The organism is Pseudomonas caspiana, assembly GCF_002158995.1.
Lineage (GTDB): Bacteria > Pseudomonadota > Gammaproteobacteria > Pseudomonadales > Pseudomonadaceae > Aquipseudomonas > Aquipseudomonas caspiana.
This window is the reverse complement of the sequence record NZ_LOHF01000002.1, coordinates 468,449-485,726: the sequence shown is the minus strand read 5'-3', so window position 1 is coordinate 485,726 and position 17,278 is coordinate 468,449. Positions and strand designations below refer to the sequence as shown.

The following is a 17,278-nucleotide window of genomic DNA, read 5'->3' as shown; positions in this document are numbered from 1 at the left end:
GGTTCGCTGACATGAGCCATCTGACACGTTTCTTCTCACTTCTGACTCGCTGGGGGTTGAGTCTCTGTGCGCTGGTTCTGGTCCTGGCAGCGTTGTATGTCAGCGTGGGCCGTGAGCTGACGCCTTTGGTTTCCGGGTATCGCGTTGAAGTCCAGAGCAAGGCTCAGGCAGCGGTCGGCATGCCACTGGCGATCGGCAGCCTGGAAGGCAGCTGGCGGGGTTTTTCACCGGTTTTCGTTGCCAACGATGTGATGGTCGGCGAAGGCGCAAGCGCTGTACGTCTCGATGAAGTGCGTGCAGAGCCCGACATCTGGGCCAGCCTGCTGGCGTGGGATGTGCGTCTGTCCCATGTGGAGGTCAACGGCCTGCAAGTGATCCTCAAGGAAGATCAGGACGGTCATTGGGCGCTGCAAGGGCTGCCGGTTCAGAATGACAAGCCGCTGGACCCTGAGCGGATCCTGAATCAGATGCAGGTGGTATCGCGCCTCTCGCTGCTCAACAGTCAGGTCACTCTGCAACCTTTTGAGCAAGCACCGCTGACCCTGACTTACGTGAATATCAGTCTGGCCACGGGCAGCGCTCATCAGCGCATTGATGCGCGGTTGACGCTCCCGGATGGTCAGCCGCTGGCTCTTAATGTTCGCTCGCGGATTCAGGCCAGAGCCTGGAAAGAGGGTGAGGCCGATATCTACCTGAGTCTGCCGCAAAGCGACTGGGCGAAGTGGCTGCCCAAAACCCTGACTAAACAATGGAAAGTGTCGACCCTCAAGGCGGGTGGCGAATTCTGGCTAAGCTGGGGTAAAGGCACCGTTCAGAGTGCCGTCGCACGCCTCAATGCCCCTTCACTGAAAGCGGCTTATGCCGAGCGTAAACCGTCGAAGATCGACAATCTGGCGCTAAACGCCTGGCTCAAGCGGAACGATACCGGCTTTGAAGTAAACCTGAGCTCGCTGGCCATGGACCTGAACGGCAAGCGCTGGGAAAGCCGCGTTCAGCTTGAGCAAAAAATGGCCACCAGCGATCAGGAAGAAATCTGGCATGTTCAGGCTGATCGGCTTGATCTGACTCCGGTGACGCCGCTGTTGAAATCCCTTGCTCCGTTGCCGGACACGCTTATGGAGGTTATCGATAACCTTCAAGTGACAGGTGCCCTGCGTAATGCACTGGTTGATTACCGACCGAAAGCGGTGGGTGACAAGCGCTTGAGCTTTGCCGCCAATCTGGAAAATATCGGATTTCACGCTTATCACGGTGCTCCGGCGGCAGGTAATGTCAGCGGGGCAATCAGCGGCGATCTGGGCCAGGGAGAGCTGCGCCTCGACAGCGACAATTTCATGTTGCACCTGTATCCGATCTTCAAGAATGAGTGGACCTACCCGAAAGCCAATGCACGCCTGACCTGGCGACTGGATGACGAAACATTCACCCTGATCGCGCCGTACATCAAAGTGCTGGGGGATGAGGGCAAGATCGCTGCTGACTTCCTGATTCGCCTGCATCTGGCTCATGAGCGAGCCGATGAGGACTATATGGACCTGCGGGTTGGCATGGTCGACGGCGACGGCAGTTACACCAGCAAGTATCTGCCGGCTGTCCTCAGTCCGGATCTGGACAAATGGCTGCGTACGGCAATCATTGGCGGCAAGGTCGATCAGGGGTTCTTCCAGTATCAAGGTTCGCTGAGCAAGAACGCAGCGGACACGGCACGGGTTATCAGCCTGTTCTTCAAAGTGCGTGATGCGACGCTGGATTTCGAGCCTGGCTGGCCGCAACTGACCGGCGTTGATGGCAAGGTCTACGTTGAAAACAGCGGTGTTCGTGTCAAAGCCAGCAAAGGTCGGCTGCTCAATACTGATGTCAGCAAAGTCCTGGTCAATATTCCCCATGCGCCAGTCGGACAGCCCAGCCATTTGCTGGTGGACGGCAAATTTTCCGGACAACTGGCCGACGGTGTGAAGATTTTGCAGGAAGCGCCTATCGGTACTGCCAGTACCTTTGCGGGTTGGCAGGGCGAGGGGCCACTGAACGGCAAGCTGAAACTGGACATACCGCTGATCAAAGGGCAGGAGCCGAAGATCGCCGTAGACTTCAGCACCGAAGGGGCGCGCTTGAAGCTTGCTGATCCGGCGCTGGACCTGACCCAGTTGAAAGGCGAGTTCCGTTTCGACAACGCCAAAGGGTTAAGTGGCAAAGGCGTGCGTGCGCAGGCGTTTGACCGCCCGGTGACCGCAGAAATTGCTGCGGAAGGTAAACCCGGTGCGAACCTGACCCGCGTGGTCGCCAATGGTCAGATCACGGTAAACAGGCTGACTGAATGGCTCGGTATTACACAGCCGTTGCCTGTTTCTGGCGACATCCCGTACCAGTTGCAGCTGACGTTGGGGGGCGCCGATAGTTTGTTGCGGATCAACTCCAGCCTCAAGGGGGTGGCGGTGGATCTGCCTGCGCCGTTCGGTAAACCGGCTGATGCCGGTCTGGACAGCGAATTCCGCATGACGCTGCAGGGGGCAGAGCAGCGTTTTGGTTTCGCCTACGGCAAGCTGGCCAATCTGGCGTACGCCGCTGCACCTGGCAAGCTGGCGGACGGGCGGGGTGAGCTGTTTCTGGGTGACGGCGGCGCGATTGTGCCGGATGCCAAAGGTCTGCGTGTTCGCGGTTCTCTGACGGAGCTTGATGTATCGCCCTGGCAGGCAATGCTTGATCGCTATGCGGGTGGTGATCCTGGTGGCAGCGCCAAGCAAGTGGTCAATAGCGTCGACCTGCAGATAGGCAAGTTGACGGCCATGGGCACAACGCTGGACAAGGCCAGCGTTCAGCTCAAGCGCAATGCTGATAACTGGGCGCTGTCTCTGGACAGCCAGCTTGCCAAAGGGACCGCGACGCTGCCAGATGCCAAGAACGCGCCCATCGGCATCAATATGCTTTATGTCCGCTTACCGGCACCTGATCCGGCGGCAGCGGTTGTGGAAAATGCTCCGGATCCGCTGGCTGATATCAATCCGGGCAAGATTCCGGCACTGGATGTCAGCGTCACACAACTCTTTCAGGGTGAGCAATTACTGGGGGCCTGGTCGCTCAAGGTTCGTCCGACGGCTACAGGTCTTCGCTTGTCTGATTTGGACCTTGGCCTCAAAGGCATGCAGCTAAAAGGTGAGGGGGGCTGGGAAGGCACACCGGACTCAACAAGCAGTTGGTACCGCGGCAATATCGAAGGTAAGCAGTTGGGTGACGTGCTCAAAGCCTGGGGGTTTGCCCCAACAGTCACCAGCGAAACGTTCGAGCTGAAAGTAGACGGCCGCTGGCCGGGTTCACCGGCCTGGGTGTCGCTCAAGCGTTTCTCTGGCAGCCTTGATGCCAAGCTCGAAAGAGGCCAGTTTGTCGAAGTCGAAGGCGGCGCACAGGCTCTGCGGGTTTTTGGCCTGCTCAATTTCAATTCCATCGGTCGCCGGTTGCGCCTGGACTTCTCCGACTTGCTGGGCAAAGGCTTGAGCTACGATAGGGTTAAAGGGCTGTTGGTCGCCAGCGACGGTGTCTATGTCACACGCACGCCGATTACCCTGACCGGCCCCTCCAGCAATCTGGAGCTGAACGGCACACTGGACATGGTCAAGGATCGGGTAGATGCCAAGCTGTTGGTAACGTTGCCGGTCACCAACAACCTGCCAATTGCGGCATTGATTGTCGGTGCGCCGGCGATTGGCGGGGCGTTGTTCCTGGTCGACAAATTGCTGGGTGATCGGGTCGCGCGCTTCGCCAGTGTTCAATACAAGGTCGAAGGCCCGTGGAAAGAACCGAAGATCACTTTCGACAAGCCTTTTGAAAAACCTCAATAGTTCGCCATGGAGTACAGTGGGAGCCATTACGAGAGCTACCATCCAGACGGCGGGAGACTTTGTAGGAGCTGACAAGCACCGCGAGGCCGCGATAGCGATCCATCTGATACACCGCTATCGCAGCCTCGCGGTGCTCGTCAGCTCCTACAGAAAAAAGTCTCCGGATTCAGAGGGTCGCGTGTTGTTTGAGGAGAAGCTGACATGTCTTTTGCCGTGATCCAGATGATCAGCCAGAGCGACGTGCAGGGTAATCTGGCTCAGGCCCGGCGCTTGTTGGAGCAGGCCGCAGCTTCAGGCGCTCGCCTGGCCGTATTGCCGGAAAACTTCGCTGCCATGGGCCGTCGCGATGCTGCGGATATCGGCCGGGCCGAGGCTTTGGGGCAAGGGCCGATCCTGCCATGGTTGAAACTCGCCGCTCGCGACCTCAAGTTATGGATAGTTGCTGGCACCATACCGTTACCCCCGACTGATAAGCCCGACGGCAAGATCACCGCATGTTCATTGTTGGTTGATGAGCAGGGCGAGCAAGTGGCCCGTTACGACAAGCTGCATTTGTTTGATGTTGACGTCGCCGATAGCCGCGGACGCTATCGGGAATCCGATGACTATGCTCATGGCAGCAATGTGGTGGTTGCCGATACACCAGTAGGTCGCCTGGGTCTGAGCGTGTGTTATGACTTGCGCTTCCCTGAGCTGTACACCGCCCTGCGAAAGGCAGGTGCTGAATTGATTACTGCCCCGTCGGCCTTCACCGCTGTCACGGGGGCAGCGCATTGGGACATTCTGATTAGGGCGCGAGCCATCGAAACCCAGTGCTACTTGCTGGCGGCCGCGCAGGGCGGGGTCCATCCGGGACCACGGGAAACATACGGGCATGCAGCGATCGTCGACCCTTGGGGTCGGGTCCTGGCCGAACAGGCGCAGGGCGAAGCGGTACTGCTGGCCGAGCGGGACAATGAAGAACAGGCGTCCATCAGGGCGCGGATGCCGGTGTCCAGTCACCGGCGATTTTTTACGCAGGACGCAGTGCGGCCTGTGCAGACCTCGGAGTGAATATGAGCGACTTGTCCTCTGTCAGCGAACACCTTCTGGCACCCGGCGGCTTGAACCTCGACAGCCTGCAATCGGTGTTGGGCGAGCTGGCTGGTCCGGGCATTGATGCCGCTGACCTGTATTTCCAGGGGCAGATTTCTGAATCCTGGTCGTTGGAAGACGGCATCGTCAAAGAGGGTAGCTTCAACCTCGATCAGGGCGTTGGCGTGCGTGCCCAATCCGGCGAGAAAACCGGCTTTGCGTATAGCAATGCGATTACCCATGAAGCTCTGACCACGGCGGCTCGTGCTGCACGCTCGATTTCCCGCGCCGGTCAAAACGGCACTGTGCAAGCTTTCACTGCACAGGACGTGGCCCAGCTGTATGCGCCGGACAACCCGCTGGAAGTCATGACCCGTGCAGAGAAGGTCGAACTGCTCAAGCGCGTTGACGTTGCCACCCGAGCTTTGGACCCGCGCATTCAGCAGGTCACGGTGAGCATGGCGGGCGTTTGGGAGCGGATTCTGGTGGCTTCCACCGATGGCAGCCTGGCGGCCGATGTGCGCCCGCTGGTGCGCTTCAATGTCAGCGTCATCGTCGAACAGAACGGTCGTCGCGAGCGGGGCGGCCATGGTGGCGGCGGACGTACTGATTACCGCTATTTCCTCAACGAAGACCGCGCCATGGGTTATGCCCGTGAAGCACTGCGTCAGGCACTGGTCAATCTCGAAGCGATTCCTGCTCCGGCGGGTACGCTGCCCGTGGTACTCGGTTCCGGCTGGTCTGGCGTGTTGCTGCACGAAGCAGTGGGCCATGGTCTGGAAGGCGACTTCAACCGCAAAGGCAGTTCAGCCTACAGCGGTCGCATGGGTGAAATGGTCGCCTCCAAGCTCTGCACCATCGTCGATGACGGTACGCTTGCGGGTCGTCGCGGCTCGCTGAGCGTTGATGACGAAGGGACGCCGACCGAATGCACGACGCTGATCGAGAACGGTGTGCTTAAAGGCTACATGCAGGACAAGCTCAACGCGCGTCTGATGGGCGTTGCGCGTACCGGTAACGGTCGTCGTGAATCCTATGCACACCTGCCGATGCCGCGCATGACCAACACTTACATGCTGGGTGGTCAAAGCGATCCACAGGAAATCATCGCCTCGGTGAAGCGCGGTATTTATTGCGCCAACCTCGGCGGCGGCCAAGTGGACATCACCAGCGGCAAGTTCGTGTTCTCCACCAGCGAAGCGTATTTGATCGAAGACGGCAAAATTACTGCGCCGGTCAAAGGTGCCACGTTGATTGGTAACGGGCCGGAAGCCATGAGCAAGGTGTCGATGGTCGGTAACGATCTGTCGCTAGACAGCGGCGTCGGTACTTGCGGCAAGGATGGGCAGTCGGTTCCGGTGGGCGTGGGTCAGCCGACCCTGAAGATCGATGCGATCACGGTAGGCGGCACAGGCGGTTGATACATGATCCTCGCAGGAGCGGCTTCAGCCGCTCCTGCGGGACCAGACGCGAATCAACGCAAACCGCGTTGTTTCTCGTCGAGCTCACGGATGTATTTGAAGATTTTCCGGCTCGAAGCAGGCGCCTTGTTATGGGCCAATTCGTGTTGGGCCTGACGGATCAGCGAACGCAGTTGCTGACGATCCGCATCCGGATACTCAGTGACAAACGTTTCGAGAACGCCATCGTCACCCGCGATCAAGCGATCACGCCAGCGTTCCAGACCGTGAAAACGTTCGTTGTATTGGCGAGTGGAGGCATCGAGTTGATCGAGAAGCACCAGAATGGCGTCCAGATCCTGATCGCGCATCAGCTTGCCGATGAACTGAATATGCCGTTTGCGTGCGATATGAGCCGTGTGCTTGGGCGCATCGGCCAGGGCTCTGCGCAGCGGATCGGTCAAAGGCAGTTTGTTCAGCAAATCAGGTTTGAGCGACACAAGACGCTCGCCAAGTTCAACCAGAGCATGCAGCTCGCGTTTGACCTGGGTTTTGCTTTTCTCCCCGTCGAGGGAGTCGTCGTAAGAATCAACCATGGGGGCAGTCCGCAAATAAACGCCGCCATGATAACCAGTCAGGGGCCTCTTGTCCGGCCCGCTCGGTATTCGGCTCGTGCCGAAAGCAGAATTTGATGGAGAAAGTCATGAGTGCATCACAAAGCGTCGGCCCACAGGCCTTGCCCGCACTGCAGGAACAAGTCGAGCAAATCATCGCCGAGGCCAGGCGCCAAGGAGCCAGTGCCTGTGAAGTTGCAGTGTCTCTGGAGCAGGGTTTGTCCACTTCGGTACGGCAGCGTGAGGTGGAAACCGTCGAATTCAATCGTGACCAGGGTTTCGGCATTACCTTGTATGTAGGCCAGCGCAAAGGCTCGGCCAGTACCTCGGCCAGCGGCGCTGACGCGATTCGTGAGACCGTCGCTGCCGCGCTTGCCATCGCCAAGCATACTTCTGAAGATGAGGCCTCAGGCCTGGCTGATGCGGCGCTGATGGCCAGGGAACAGCAGGATTTCGACCTGTTCCACGCTTGGGATATCACCCCCGAGCAGGCCATCGAGAAAGCGTTGATCTGCGAAGCCGCAGCTTTTGACGCCGATAGCCGGATCAAGAATGCCGATGGGACGACGCTTAATACCCACCAAGGCTGCCGGGTGTACGGCAACAGCCACGGTTTCATCGGCGGCTATGCCTCCACTCGTCACAGTTTGAGTTGCGTGATGATTGCAGAAGGCGACGGCCAGATGCAGCGTGATTACTGGTATGACGTCAGTCGCCAGGGTGAGTTGCTGGCCGATCCGCAGAGCATCGGTCGTAAAGCTGCCGAACGTGCAGCCAGCCGTCTTGGTGCGCGCCCGGTCCCTACGTGTGAAGTGCCGGTGTTGTTTTCCGCCGAGCTGGCAGGTGGACTGTTCGGCAGTTTCCTGGGAGCGATTTCCGGCGGCAATCTGTATCGCAAGTCGTCATTCCTTGAAGGCTCCATCGGCCAGCGCCTCTTCCCTGAGTGGCTGACCATCGACGAGCGCCCGCATTTAATGCGTGCCATGGGCAGTTCTGCGTTCGATGGCGATGGTCTGGCGACTTACGCCAAGCCATTCGTCGAAAACGGCGAATTGGTCTCGTACATTCTCAGTACTTACTCGGGCCGCAAACTGGGCTTGCCAAGCACCGCCAACGCGGGCGGCGTGCATAACCTGTTCGTCACCCACGGGACGGAAGACCAGGCAGCGCTGATCCGCCGCATGGGCCGTGGGCTGTTGGTCACCGAGTTGATGGGCAGTGGCCTGAACATGGTGACCGGCGATTATTCGCGTGGCGCTGCTGGTTACTGGATCGAGAACGGCGAAATTCAGTTCGCGGTGCAGGAAGTGACCATTGCCGGGAACATGCGTGACATGTTCAAGCAGATCGTCGCGGTCGGTAGCGATCTTGAGCTGCGTAGCAACATCCGCACGGGGTCGGTATTAATCGAGCGGATGACCGTGGCCGGTAGCTGATTCCAACTATCTTCAATGCTATGGCTAACACCCTGTGGGAGCGGTGCTTGCCCGCGATAAGGCTGGATGCGATCTAGAGTGAACCGCATCCAGCCTATCGCGGGCAAGCACCGCTCCCACAAGTTATTTCACATCTCGTTATCTAAAACCTTTCACCCTCTATGGTTGTTTTGATTCTCAATATCATTTAATAATGAATATCATTATCTGAATGAGCCGTGGTCATGGGTCCTGTTTTGCACGCACTCCCTGCACACCTCGAAAACTGGCGCGGGATGAGTTTCAGAATTCGTTGCGCCCTTGAGCCTGACGAACCACGACTGATTGATCGCTATCTGGCCGAAGGCCGTTATCTGGCGCGTTTCACCGCCACCCCTCAGCGCATGATCGCTGAAACTTCCTTTCGTCTGCTCATCGATACCGCGCGCGACACTATGTTGCCTTGGCACTGGCGCTGCCTGTGCGTCGATCAGGCGTGGCGTCCCTTACGTGATCTCAAAGTCTTGATTAACTCCCCGGCCGACCAACAACGCTGGCAGGCCTGTACCTGGCAATTGGCGACATGCCTGTTGCAGCCCTCGATCTCTCTTACTGAACTGGTGCAAGGAAATTCCGATGAGTAATACCCGTATCGAACGCGACAGCATGGGCGAATTGCAGGTCCCGGCCGAGGCCCTGTATGGCGCTCAGACCCAGCGTGCGGTGAACAACTTCCCCATCAGTAACCTGCGCATGCCCGCACAGTTCATCCGGGCGCTTTTGCTCGCCAAGGCCGCAGCTGCGCACGCCAACCTTGAGCTGGAGCAGATCAGCGCTGCACAGAGTGAAGCGATCGTCAGTGCCTGTCAGCAATTGCTGAGCGGTGATTACATGGCGCACTTCCCGGTGGATGTGTTCCAGACCGGTTCGGGCACCAGCACCAACATGAATGCCAACGAGGTCATTGCAACCATCGCCAGCCGCGTACTGGGCGACAAGGTCAATGCCAATGACCACGTGAACTGCGGTCAGAGCAGCAATGACATCATCCCGACCACCATCCATGTCAGTGCCGCGCTGGCACTGCATGAGCAATTGTTGCCGGCGTTGACTCATCTGGTTGAAGTGATCGAGCGCAAGGCTGTTGAGGTACACCCGTTCATCAAGACCGGTCGCACGCATTTGATGGACGCCATGCCGGTGCGTATGAGTCAGGTGCTCAATGGCTGGGCTCAGCAGATCCGCGCCAATATCGAACATCTGCAGGCATTGCTGCCAAGTCTTCAAGCGCTGGCCCAAGGCGGTACCGCCGTTGGCACCGGGATCAATGCGCATCCTGAGTTTGCCAAGCGTTTCAGCAGCCACTTGAGCCGTTTGAGTAACGTGGCTTTTGTACCAGGCAAGGATTTGTTCGCGTTGATCGGCTCGCAGGACACCGCGGTTGCCGTCTCCGGGCAGCTCAAAGGCACGGCCGTTTCGCTGATGAAAATCGCCAATGACCTGCGCTGGATGAACTCCGGTCCACTCGCTGGCCTGGGTGAAATCGAACTGGAAGCGCTGCAGCCGGGCTCGTCGATCATGCCGGGCAAGGTCAATCCTGTGATCCCGGAAGCCACCGCCATGGTCGCAGCGCAGGTCATTGGCAATGACGCGGCGATCACGGTCGCCGGGCAGTCGGGCAACTTTGAGTTGAACGTGATGCTGCCGATCATTGCGCAAAACCTGTTGAGCAGCATCGAGCTGCTGGCCAACTCCAGCCGACTGCTGGCCAACAAGGCCATCGCGACCTTCAAGGTCAATGAAGCGAAGCTCAAGGAAGCCTTGTCGCGCAACCCGATTCTGGTGACCGCGTTGAATCCGATCATTGGTTACCAGAAGGCCGCCGAAATTGCCAAGACGGCCTACAAACAAGGGCGTCCGATTATTGATGTCGCCCTTGAACACACCGACCTGCAACGCAGCCAACTGGAAGCATTGCTGGATCCGGAAAAACTCACTGCTGGCGGGATCTGACCTGTCGGCCATCGCTTGAGGAGTCGCGCCATGGAGCATTGGAAACGCACAATCGAATACGCCAATCGCTGTTTCAATCTCGGTGAGCTGGTTGACGCCCGCGAGTTGTATTTGCAGGCGTTGGCGCTGGCTCAGGTGTTGTTCGAGCGCTGGCCAAACCCTGATGAAGCGGTGGCAGCCTGCGTCATTTCCCATCACAACCTTGCCGACCTGCATTTGAGTCTGGGCCAGCCGGAGGAGAGCGCGGAGTACCTGTGCGCGATCCATCAGCACCTGTTGCGGGTCATGCAAGAGCAACGTCTGCCGCCAGCACTGCGTCAGGCAGCGTTGCGCCATAGCAGCAAAACCTACGCCGAGTTGCTGAGTTTTATCAGTGAGCACGGTGAATACCCGCGCACCCATCGCCTGTTGAACAGTGGCGGCGAGCATTCGCGCTCGTCATTACAACGCAATGCCGCAGCCACTTCCGGCCTTTTCTACGGAGTACATTGATATGCCGTTTACTTTGCCTGCCTTGCCATACGCTTACGACGCCCTGGAACCGCACATCGATGCGCAGACCATGGAGATTCACTACAGCAAGCACCACCAGACTTACATCAACAACCTGAACGCGGCGGTTGAAGGCACCGAGTGGGCTGAGTGGCCAATCGAGAAGCTGGTGTCAGCTGTCGCTCAACTTCCGGAGAAACTGCGCCCTGCGGTCATCAACCAGGGCGGAGGTCATGCCAACCATTCGTTGTTCTGGGATGTCATGACGCCAACCGGTGGCGGCTTGCCCGATGGCGCACTGGCGAAAGCCATTGACGAGCAATTGGGTGGCTTCGAGCAGTTCAAGGATGCTTTCACCAAGGCCGCGCTGACCCGTTTCGGCAGTGGCTGGGCGTGGCTGAGCGTGACTCCGGAGAAAAAGCTGGTGGTTGAGAGTAGCGGTAACCAGGACAGCCCTCTCATGACTGGCAACACGCCAATTCTGGGCCTGGACGTCTGGGAACACGCATATTACCTGCGTTACCAGAACCGTCGCCCGGAATACATCAATGCGTTCTACAACGTCGTCAACTGGGCGGAAGTCGCTCGGCGTTATCAGGCTGCTTTGGCCTGAATTCCAATAATTAGATCCTAGGCAGTTTATGCGCACGGAAATACTCACCATCAGCAGTGGGCGGTTGTTTCGCCTGGCATTGGGTTCGGTTCTGCTGTTGGCAGGTATGGCGCTTCTGGTAGCACATGCGCTTGAGTGGCTGAATCTGGAACCACGCTTGATGCGGGCGCTGGAGGGCGGGGCAATATGCGCCTTGGGCACTGCGCTGGGCGCTGTTCCAGTGTTGGTGATCAGAGGCATGCCTGCGTCGGTGTCCGATGGTTTACTGGGCTTCGGTGCCGGGGTGATGCTGGCGGCGACTGCGTTTTCCTTGATCGTGCCTGGGCTGGCCGCAGCTGAAAACCTCGGGTTCTCGCCGTGGGGCGCGGGTGGTCTGGTCAGTCTTGGGATTTTCCTCGGTGCAGTGGGTTTGTTTGTGGTTGATCACACGGTCTCAAAGGGTTCGCCTTTGAGCGGTGATGAGCTTCCAGCCATTGCGCCGCGGATCTGGTTGTTCGTGATCGCGATCATTGCTCACAACATTCCGGAAGGCATGGCCATTGGTGTGTCTGCTGGCGGCGGATTGCCCGATGCCGATAGCCTGGCCATGGGCATCGCGATTCAGGATGTGCCCGAGGGGTTGGTCATAGCTTTGGTGCTGGCAGGGGCAGGAATGTCGCGCTTCAAGGCATTTCTGATTGGTGCGGCCTCGGGGCTGGTTGAGCCGGTTTTCGCCTTGCTGTGCGCGTGGCTGGTGGCAATTGCCGAGTTGTTGCTCCCGTTGGGTCTGGCCTTCGCTGCTGGTGCCATGTTGCTGGTGGTCACTCAGGAAATCATCCCGGAATCGCGCCGTAATGGTCACGATAAGGTCGCCAGTCTTGGCTTGATTACCGGATTCTGTTTGATGATGGTGATGGATACCGCGCTGGCTTGAGGAACGAGCGGGGCGGCGAAATGATATTCGCCTCCTTCGCAGGTGAAAAACCACTTATAATCCATGGTTTTTACCCTTCGACGCGAGAATGTCCGTGAGCTTACCTGCCTGCCCAAAATGCAATTCCGAATACACCTACGAAGACGGTGATCAACTGATCTGCCCGGAATGCGCTCATGAGTGGTCCGCCAATGGCAGTGCCGAAGCGGCCGACGACGTAAAAGTCATCAAGGACTCGGTAGGCAATACCCTCCAGGATGGCGATACCGTCACCGTCATCAAGGACCTAAAAGTCAAAGGCTCGTCGCTGGTGGTCAAAGTGGGCACCAAGGTGAAGAATATTCGTCTGGTGGATGGCGATCACGACATCGATTGCAAGATCGATGGCATCGGTGCGATGAAGCTGAAATCGGAGTTTGTGAAGAAGGGATGAGGTTTCAGCTGATTAGTAACGTGAGCGGTTAAGGGATCCGGCCTCTGTAAAGGGGCCGGATTTTTTTTGGGGGTTAGCAGTGCGCGTGGCCAATTCCTACACAAATTGAAGAGGCTTCTACGGTCGTTCGCTGATATATTCCGTTGAGGTTATATTTCCGCCCATTCATAGTTCTTCCATGAATTGGGAAATTGAATACACAGATGAGTTTGGTTGCTGGTGGGAGTGTTTGACTGAGGGCGAACAGGCCAGCGTCGAATCGAGCGTCAGGTTGTTGGGGCAATTCGGCCCATCATTGCGGTTCCCTCACTGCAGCGGTATCAATGGGGCGCGGATTGGTAGCTTGAGAGAGCTTCGTGTGCAGCATGCCGGCCGGCCTTATCGAATCCTTTACGCCTTCGATCCCAGGCGCTGTGCAGTATTACTGATCGGCGGGGACAAGACCGGACAGGACCGCTGGTACGATGAATATGTGCCTTTAGCTGAACGTCTATACCGCGAGCACCTGGAAACATTGCGTACAGAGGGCCTTACAGATGGCTAAAAAATTCTCCGAGCTGCAAGCGCGTATGTCGCCTGATTCCCTTGCTGCTGCTGATCGGTTGTATCAAGAGCACCTGGAGCAAATGCCGCTTCACGAATTGCGGCAAGCAAAAGCGTTGAGCCAGGCGACTCTGGCCAAGACGTTGCACGTAAATCAGGCAGCTATTTCAAAAATGGAGCGTCGCACGGACATGTACATTAGTACATTGCGCAATTACATCCGCGCAATGGGTGGAGAGTTGGAGATCGTTGCTACTTTTCCTGATGGACAGGTCAAGATCGAAAATTTCGCGAGTTGAAGGCTTTCCTCCGAGCTCTACAATTACTCCCCCTCATCAAACTTGTTGTTAATCAATTCAACCAGACCATCCAGCGCTGCCTGCTCCTGGTCGCCTTCGGTCGAAAGGTGAATCTCTGTGCCTTTGCCTGCGGCGAGCATCATAACTGCCATGATGCTTTTGCCGTCGACCATGCTTTCCGGTGAGCGCCCCACGCGGATCTGACAGGGAAACTTGCCGGCGACCCCAACGAATTTGGCGGCTGCGCGGGCGTGCAGACCCAGCTTGTTGATAATGGTTATTTGAAGAGCGGGCATCGCAGAGGAAGTCCTTTCAGCTTAAGTCGCGGTGGCGAACCTGAACGTTTTTGAGGGATTGTTGCAGGACCTGACCCAGACGCTCGGTCAGGTACACCGAGCGGTGATGGCCGCCGGTACAGCCTATGGCTATAGTGACGTACGAGCGGTTACTGGCAGCGAAGCGCGGCAACCACTTGTTGAGATAAGTGAATATGTCCTGAAACATCTCTTCGACATCAGGCTGCGCAGCCAGGTAGTCGACAACCGCCTGGTCCTTGCCCGACTGCTCTCGCAGTTCAGGCTTCCAGTAGGGGTTGGGCAAGCAGCGGACGTCGAACACCAGATCGGCATCCACCGGCATGCCGCGCTTGAACCCGAAGGACTCGATCAGGAATGCCGTACCCGGCTCCGGCTTGTTCAGCAAGCGAAGCTTCAGCGTATCGCGCAGTTGATAGAGGTTCAGGTGGGTCGTGTTGATCTTCAGGTCGGCAAGATCAATGATCGGCCCCAGCAACGCGGTCTCGTCCCGAATGGCTTCTGCCAGTGAGCGGTTGGCGTTACTTAATGGGTGGCGACGGCGGGTTTCAGAGAAGCGCTTGAAGAGGGTTGATTCATCTGCGTCCAGGTACAGCACGTCGCATTGGATATTGCGTGAACGAACTTCTTCAAGCATCTGCGGGAAGCGTGTCAGGTGGCTGGGTAGATTGCGCGCATCGATAGATACGGCTAACAACGGTTCGGCGAGTTCGGTATTGATCAATGCGCGTTCGGCAAGCTCCGGGAGAAGCCCGGCCGGAAGGTTATCAACGCAGTAAAAGCCGTTGTCTTCCAGCACATCAAGCGCCGTGCTTTTGCCAGAGCCTGAGCGACCACTAACGATGATCATGCGCATGATTAGTGCCCGTTCTGCTCGTTCAGTACCACCTGATAGAGCGCTTCATTGCTCGCGGCGCTGCGCAGGCGTTCACGCACTTCTTTACGGTCGAGCATGCTGGCGATCTGGCGCAGCAACTCCAGGTGTGCATCGGTAGCGGCTTCCGGAACCAGCAGGACAAACAGCAAGTCCACGGGCGCGCCGTCGATGGCGTCGAAATCTACAGGGGCGTTCAGGTGCAGCAGTGCACTGATGGGCGAAGCACAACCCTTCAGGCGACAGTGCGGAATGGCGATGCCATTGCCAAAGCCGGTAGAGCCAAGTTTCTCGCGGGCGACAAGGCTCTCGAACACGACTTGCGAGTCCAGATCAGGCACTTCTCTGCCGATCAGGTTGGCAATTTGTTCGAGGACTTTTTTCTTGCTGCCGCCCGGCACGTTCACGAGTGAACGGCCGGGGGTCAGGATATTTTCTAATCGGATCATGTTTGGGGGGTTATCAGCGAGCCGTCGCACCCTGAAGGTGGCCGATCTGCTTTTCCTTATGCTTGAGCAGTTGTCTATCCAGCTTGTCGGTCAGAAGATCAATCGCCGCGTACATGTCGTCATGTTCGGCATTGGCGACGATCTTTCCTCCGGGGACGTGCAGGGTGGTTTCGATCTTCTGTTTCAGCTTCTCGACCTCCATGATGACCTGCACATTAGTGATCTTGTCGAAGTGGCGCTCCAGTCGTCCGAGTTTTTCGGTGATGTAGTCGCGTAGGGCGTCGGTCACATCCAGTTGATGTCCACTGATGTTGACTTGCATACCGCTTTCTCCTTATTGCCAGTGCATAAAGAGGCAGGCTTTTGCCTGCCACTGGAACGCTGTGGCTAGCAACCGGGTTGCGTAAAGCCTTCACGGGCAATGCTCGCTCGGCTACTACTGTACCTCTCGTCACATCAGTCGCTTGCGTTCGCTTGACGGCGCTATGCCAAGTGATTCGCGGTATTTGGCTACTGTGCGACGGGCTACTTGAATGCCTTGTGCCTCCAGTAAACCAGCGATCTTGCTGTCACTCAACGGCTTTTTCTGATTTTCCGCCGCAACCAGTTTTTTGATGATCGCCCGAATCGCTGTCGACGAACATTCACCGCCTTCGGAGGTGCTTACGTGGCTGGAGAAGAAATATTTCAACTCGTAAATGCCGCGGGGGGTATGCATGAATTTCTGTGTGGTTACACGGGAGATGGTCGACTCGTGCATGCCTACCGCTTCAGCGATGTCATGCAGGACCAGTGGCTTCATAGCCTCATCGCCGTACTCAAGGAAGCCGCGCTGGTGTTCGACGATTTGCGTGGCGACCTTCATCAGCGTTTCGTTGCGGCTCTGCAGGCTTTTGATGAACCAGCGTGCCTCTTGCAGCTGATTGCGCATGAACGTGTTGTCGGCGCTGGTATCGGCGCGGCGGACAAAACCGGCGTACTGTGGGTTCACGCGCAGGCGCGGGACTGATTCCTGATTGAGCTCAACCAGCCAGCGTTCATTGTCTTTGCGGACGATGACATCCGGCACCACGTATTCGGCTTCGGTGGATTCGATTTGCGAACCGGGCCGGGGGTTGAGGCTTTGCACCAGTTCGATGACCTGGCGCAGCTCATCCTCTTTGAGCTTCATGCGGCGCATCAACTGCGAGTAATCGCGGCTGCCGAGCAGGTCAATGAAATCACTGACCAGGCGCTGTGCTTCGCTGAGCCAACGGGTTTTTGCAGGAAGCTGGCGCAGTTGCAGCAGCAGACATTCGCTTAGATTGCGAGCGCCGATGCCGGCCGGTTCAAACTGCTGGATGCGGTGCAGCACGGCTTCGATCTCATCAAGCTCGATATCAAGCTCGGGATCAAAGGCGTCGAGAATCTCTTCCAGCGTCTCGTCCAGATATCCTTGATTGTTGATGCAGTCGATCAGTGTCACGGCGATCAAGCGATCGGTGTCGGACATCGGTGCCAGATTCAGTTGCCAGAGCAAATGGCTTTGCAGGCTTTCACCGGCTGAGGTGCGGGTAGTGAAGTCCCACTCATCGTCATCGTTGCTGGGCAGGCTGCTGGCGCTGGTCTGATAGACGTCTTCCCAGGCGGTATCGACAGGCAGTTCGTTGGGGATACGCTCGTTCCAGTCGCCTTCCTCAAGATTGTCCACCGTCGGAGCTGATTCCTGATAGGTCGGCTCCTGAACATCAGGGTTGGGCTTCTGCTCGATGTTGTCAGCCAGCGGATCGGCGTTGTCGAAGTCGTCGCCTTCTTCCTGGCGTTCCAGCATAGGGTTTGACTCCAGCGCCTCCTGAATCTCCTGTTGGAGGTCCAGCGTCGATAGTTGGAGTAAGCGGATGGCCTGTTGCAGCTGCGGCGTCATCGTCAGCTGCTGGCCCATTCTCAAGACTAGCGATGGTTTCATGGCTGGGGCTTAACACCTTATTCGCCGGCGCACATGCGCCATCCACTACAGAGC

18 protein-coding genes are annotated in these 17,278 nt (G+C 57.5%); 12 read left to right on the top strand and 6 right to left on the bottom strand.

Going from position 1 to position 17,278, the window contains the following annotated elements; all coding sequences use genetic code 11:
• The first annotated feature begins 11 nt into the window (after window positions 1-11).
• The 3 genes from AUC60_RS04635 to tldD all read left to right on the top strand — a co-directional run bounded on the left by AUC60_RS04635 (window position 12) and on the right by tldD (window position 6,328).
• A complete protein-coding gene (locus AUC60_RS04635) occupies window positions 12-3,833 on the top strand; it encodes a YhdP family protein (RefSeq protein WP_087264908.1) in 3,822 nt (1,273 codons plus the stop codon).
• A 201-nt stretch (window positions 3,834-4,034) separates the two neighbouring features.
• Complete coding sequence (locus tag AUC60_RS04625) at window positions 4,035-4,886, top strand: carbon-nitrogen hydrolase family protein (RefSeq protein ID WP_087264906.1); 852 nt, start codon at window positions 4,035-4,037, stop codon at window positions 4,884-4,886.
• Window positions 4,887-4,888: 2 nt separating this feature from the next.
• On the top strand, window positions 4,889-6,328 hold the full coding sequence (tldD, locus tag AUC60_RS04620; RefSeq protein WP_087264905.1) for a metalloprotease TldD: 1,440 nt from the start codon (window positions 4,889-4,891) through the stop codon (window positions 6,326-6,328).
• A 53-nt stretch (window positions 6,329-6,381) separates the two neighbouring features.
• Here tldD and yjgA read toward each other — a convergent pair whose 3' ends face one another.
• Complete coding sequence (gene yjgA / locus AUC60_RS04615) at window positions 6,382-6,903, bottom strand: ribosome biogenesis factor YjgA (RefSeq protein WP_087264904.1); 522 nt, start codon at window positions 6,901-6,903, stop codon at window positions 6,382-6,384.
• A 107-nt stretch (window positions 6,904-7,010) separates the two neighbouring features.
• On the opposite strand from yjgA, the gene pmbA reads away from it, so the two are divergent.
• The 9 genes from pmbA (at window position 7,011) to AUC60_RS04570 (ending at window position 13,642) form a co-directional block, all read left to right on the top strand.
• Window positions 7,011-8,357, top strand: coding sequence for a metalloprotease PmbA (pmbA, locus tag AUC60_RS04610; protein WP_087264903.1), 1,347 nt, complete (start codon window positions 7,011-7,013; stop codon window positions 8,355-8,357).
• 224 nt (window positions 8,358-8,581) lie between these two features.
• On the top strand, window positions 8,582-8,980 hold the full coding sequence (locus tag AUC60_RS04605) for a FagA protein (protein WP_087264902.1): 399 nt from the start codon (window positions 8,582-8,584) through the stop codon (window positions 8,978-8,980).
• Window positions 8,973-10,349, top strand: coding sequence for a class II fumarate hydratase (locus AUC60_RS04600; RefSeq protein WP_087264901.1), 1,377 nt, complete (start codon window positions 8,973-8,975; stop codon window positions 10,347-10,349). The genes AUC60_RS04605 and AUC60_RS04600 overlap by 8 nt, the downstream gene beginning before the upstream one ends.
• 30 nt (window positions 10,350-10,379) lie before the next feature.
• On the top strand, window positions 10,380-10,841 hold the full coding sequence (locus tag AUC60_RS04595; RefSeq protein WP_087264900.1) for a hypothetical protein: 462 nt from the start codon (window positions 10,380-10,382) through the stop codon (window positions 10,839-10,841).
• 1 nt (window position 10,842) lies between these two features.
• Complete coding sequence (locus tag AUC60_RS04590; RefSeq protein WP_087264899.1) at window positions 10,843-11,454, top strand: superoxide dismutase; 612 nt, start codon at window positions 10,843-10,845, stop codon at window positions 11,452-11,454.
• A 28-nt stretch (window positions 11,455-11,482) separates the two neighbouring features.
• Window positions 11,483-12,367, top strand: coding sequence for a ZIP family metal transporter (locus AUC60_RS04585; protein ID WP_087264898.1), 885 nt, complete (start codon window positions 11,483-11,485; stop codon window positions 12,365-12,367).
• A gap of 88 nt (window positions 12,368-12,455) precedes the next feature.
• Window positions 12,456-12,800: a zinc ribbon domain-containing protein YjdM gene (locus tag AUC60_RS04580; protein WP_087264897.1), complete on the top strand. Its 345-nt coding sequence runs from the start codon at window positions 12,456-12,458 to the stop codon at window positions 12,798-12,800.
• A 178-nt stretch (window positions 12,801-12,978) separates the two neighbouring features.
• Window positions 12,979-13,344, top strand: a complete 366-nt coding sequence (locus AUC60_RS04575) for a type II toxin-antitoxin system RelE/ParE family toxin (protein ID WP_087264896.1) — start codon at window positions 12,979-12,981, stop codon at window positions 13,342-13,344.
• Window positions 13,337-13,642, top strand: a complete 306-nt coding sequence (locus AUC60_RS04570) for an XRE family transcriptional regulator (RefSeq protein ID WP_087264895.1) — start codon at window positions 13,337-13,339, stop codon at window positions 13,640-13,642. Before AUC60_RS04575 ends, AUC60_RS04570 begins: the two co-directional genes overlap by 8 nt.
• Before the next feature lie 23 nt (window positions 13,643-13,665).
• Here the strand turns inward: AUC60_RS04570 and AUC60_RS04565 are convergent, their stop codons facing one another.
• From AUC60_RS04565 to AUC60_RS04545, 5 genes are all read right to left on the bottom strand, one after another.
• Window positions 13,666-13,938 carry an HPr family phosphocarrier protein gene (locus tag AUC60_RS04565; RefSeq protein WP_087264894.1) on the bottom strand — a complete coding sequence of 91 codons (273 nt, stop codon included), beginning with the start codon at window positions 13,936-13,938 and terminating at the stop codon, window positions 13,666-13,668.
• 16 nt (window positions 13,939-13,954) lie between these two features.
• Window positions 13,955-14,812 (bottom strand): RNase adapter RapZ, encoded by an 858-nt coding sequence (gene rapZ, locus AUC60_RS04560; protein WP_087264893.1) that lies wholly within the window; start codon window positions 14,810-14,812, stop codon window positions 13,955-13,957.
• A gap of 2 nt (window positions 14,813-14,814) precedes the next feature.
• On the bottom strand, window positions 14,815-15,279 hold the full coding sequence (ptsN, locus tag AUC60_RS04555; protein ID WP_087264892.1) for a PTS IIA-like nitrogen regulatory protein PtsN: 465 nt from the start codon (window positions 15,277-15,279) through the stop codon (window positions 14,815-14,817).
• A gap of 13 nt (window positions 15,280-15,292) precedes the next feature.
• Complete coding sequence (gene hpf, locus AUC60_RS04550) at window positions 15,293-15,601, bottom strand: ribosome hibernation-promoting factor, HPF/YfiA family (protein WP_087264891.1); 309 nt, start codon at window positions 15,599-15,601, stop codon at window positions 15,293-15,295.
• 129 nt (window positions 15,602-15,730) lie between these two features.
• Window positions 15,731-17,224: an RNA polymerase factor sigma-54 gene (locus tag AUC60_RS04545; protein ID WP_087264890.1), complete on the bottom strand. Its 1,494-nt coding sequence runs from the start codon at window positions 17,222-17,224 to the stop codon at window positions 15,731-15,733.
• Between the last annotated feature and the right edge of the window lie 54 nt (window positions 17,225-17,278).

Excerpts from the sequence above, each read along its gene's own strand:
- AUC60_RS04635 (WP_087264908.1), top strand. The coding sequence starts at position 12 with ATGAGCCATCTGACACGTTTCTTCTCACTTCTGACTCGCTGGGGGTTG.
- AUC60_RS04625 (WP_087264906.1), top strand. The coding sequence starts at position 4,035 with ATGTCTTTTGCCGTGATCCAGATGATCAGCCAGAGCGACGTGCAGGGT.
- tldD (WP_087264905.1), top strand. The coding sequence starts at position 4,889 with ATGAGCGACTTGTCCTCTGTCAGCGAACACCTTCTGGCACCCGGCGGC.
- yjgA (WP_087264904.1), bottom strand. The coding sequence starts at position 6,903 with ATGGTTGATTCTTACGACGACTCCCTCGACGGGGAGAAAAGCAAAACC.
- pmbA (WP_087264903.1), top strand. The coding sequence starts at position 7,011 with ATGAGTGCATCACAAAGCGTCGGCCCACAGGCCTTGCCCGCACTGCAG.
- AUC60_RS04605 (WP_087264902.1), top strand. The coding sequence starts at position 8,582 with ATGGGTCCTGTTTTGCACGCACTCCCTGCACACCTCGAAAACTGGCGC.
- AUC60_RS04600 (WP_087264901.1), top strand. The coding sequence starts at position 8,973 with ATGAGTAATACCCGTATCGAACGCGACAGCATGGGCGAATTGCAGGTC.
- AUC60_RS04595 (WP_087264900.1), top strand. The coding sequence starts at position 10,380 with ATGGAGCATTGGAAACGCACAATCGAATACGCCAATCGCTGTTTCAAT.
- AUC60_RS04590 (WP_087264899.1), top strand. The coding sequence starts at position 10,843 with ATGCCGTTTACTTTGCCTGCCTTGCCATACGCTTACGACGCCCTGGAA.
- AUC60_RS04585 (WP_087264898.1), top strand. The coding sequence starts at position 11,483 with ATGCGCACGGAAATACTCACCATCAGCAGTGGGCGGTTGTTTCGCCTG.
- AUC60_RS04580 (WP_087264897.1), top strand. The coding sequence starts at position 12,456 with ATGTCCGTGAGCTTACCTGCCTGCCCAAAATGCAATTCCGAATACACC.
- AUC60_RS04575 (WP_087264896.1), top strand. The coding sequence starts at position 12,979 with ATGAATTGGGAAATTGAATACACAGATGAGTTTGGTTGCTGGTGGGAG.
- AUC60_RS04570 (WP_087264895.1), top strand. The coding sequence starts at position 13,337 with ATGGCTAAAAAATTCTCCGAGCTGCAAGCGCGTATGTCGCCTGATTCC.
- AUC60_RS04565 (WP_087264894.1), bottom strand. The coding sequence starts at position 13,938 with ATGCCCGCTCTTCAAATAACCATTATCAACAAGCTGGGTCTGCACGCC.
- rapZ (WP_087264893.1), bottom strand. The coding sequence starts at position 14,812 with ATGCGCATGATCATCGTTAGTGGTCGCTCAGGCTCTGGCAAAAGCACG.
- ptsN (WP_087264892.1), bottom strand. The coding sequence starts at position 15,279 with ATGATCCGATTAGAAAATATCCTGACCCCCGGCCGTTCACTCGTGAAC.
- hpf (WP_087264891.1), bottom strand. The coding sequence starts at position 15,601 with ATGCAAGTCAACATCAGTGGACATCAACTGGATGTGACCGACGCCCTA.
- AUC60_RS04545 (WP_087264890.1), bottom strand. The coding sequence starts at position 17,224 with ATGAAACCATCGCTAGTCTTGAGAATGGGCCAGCAGCTGACGATGACG.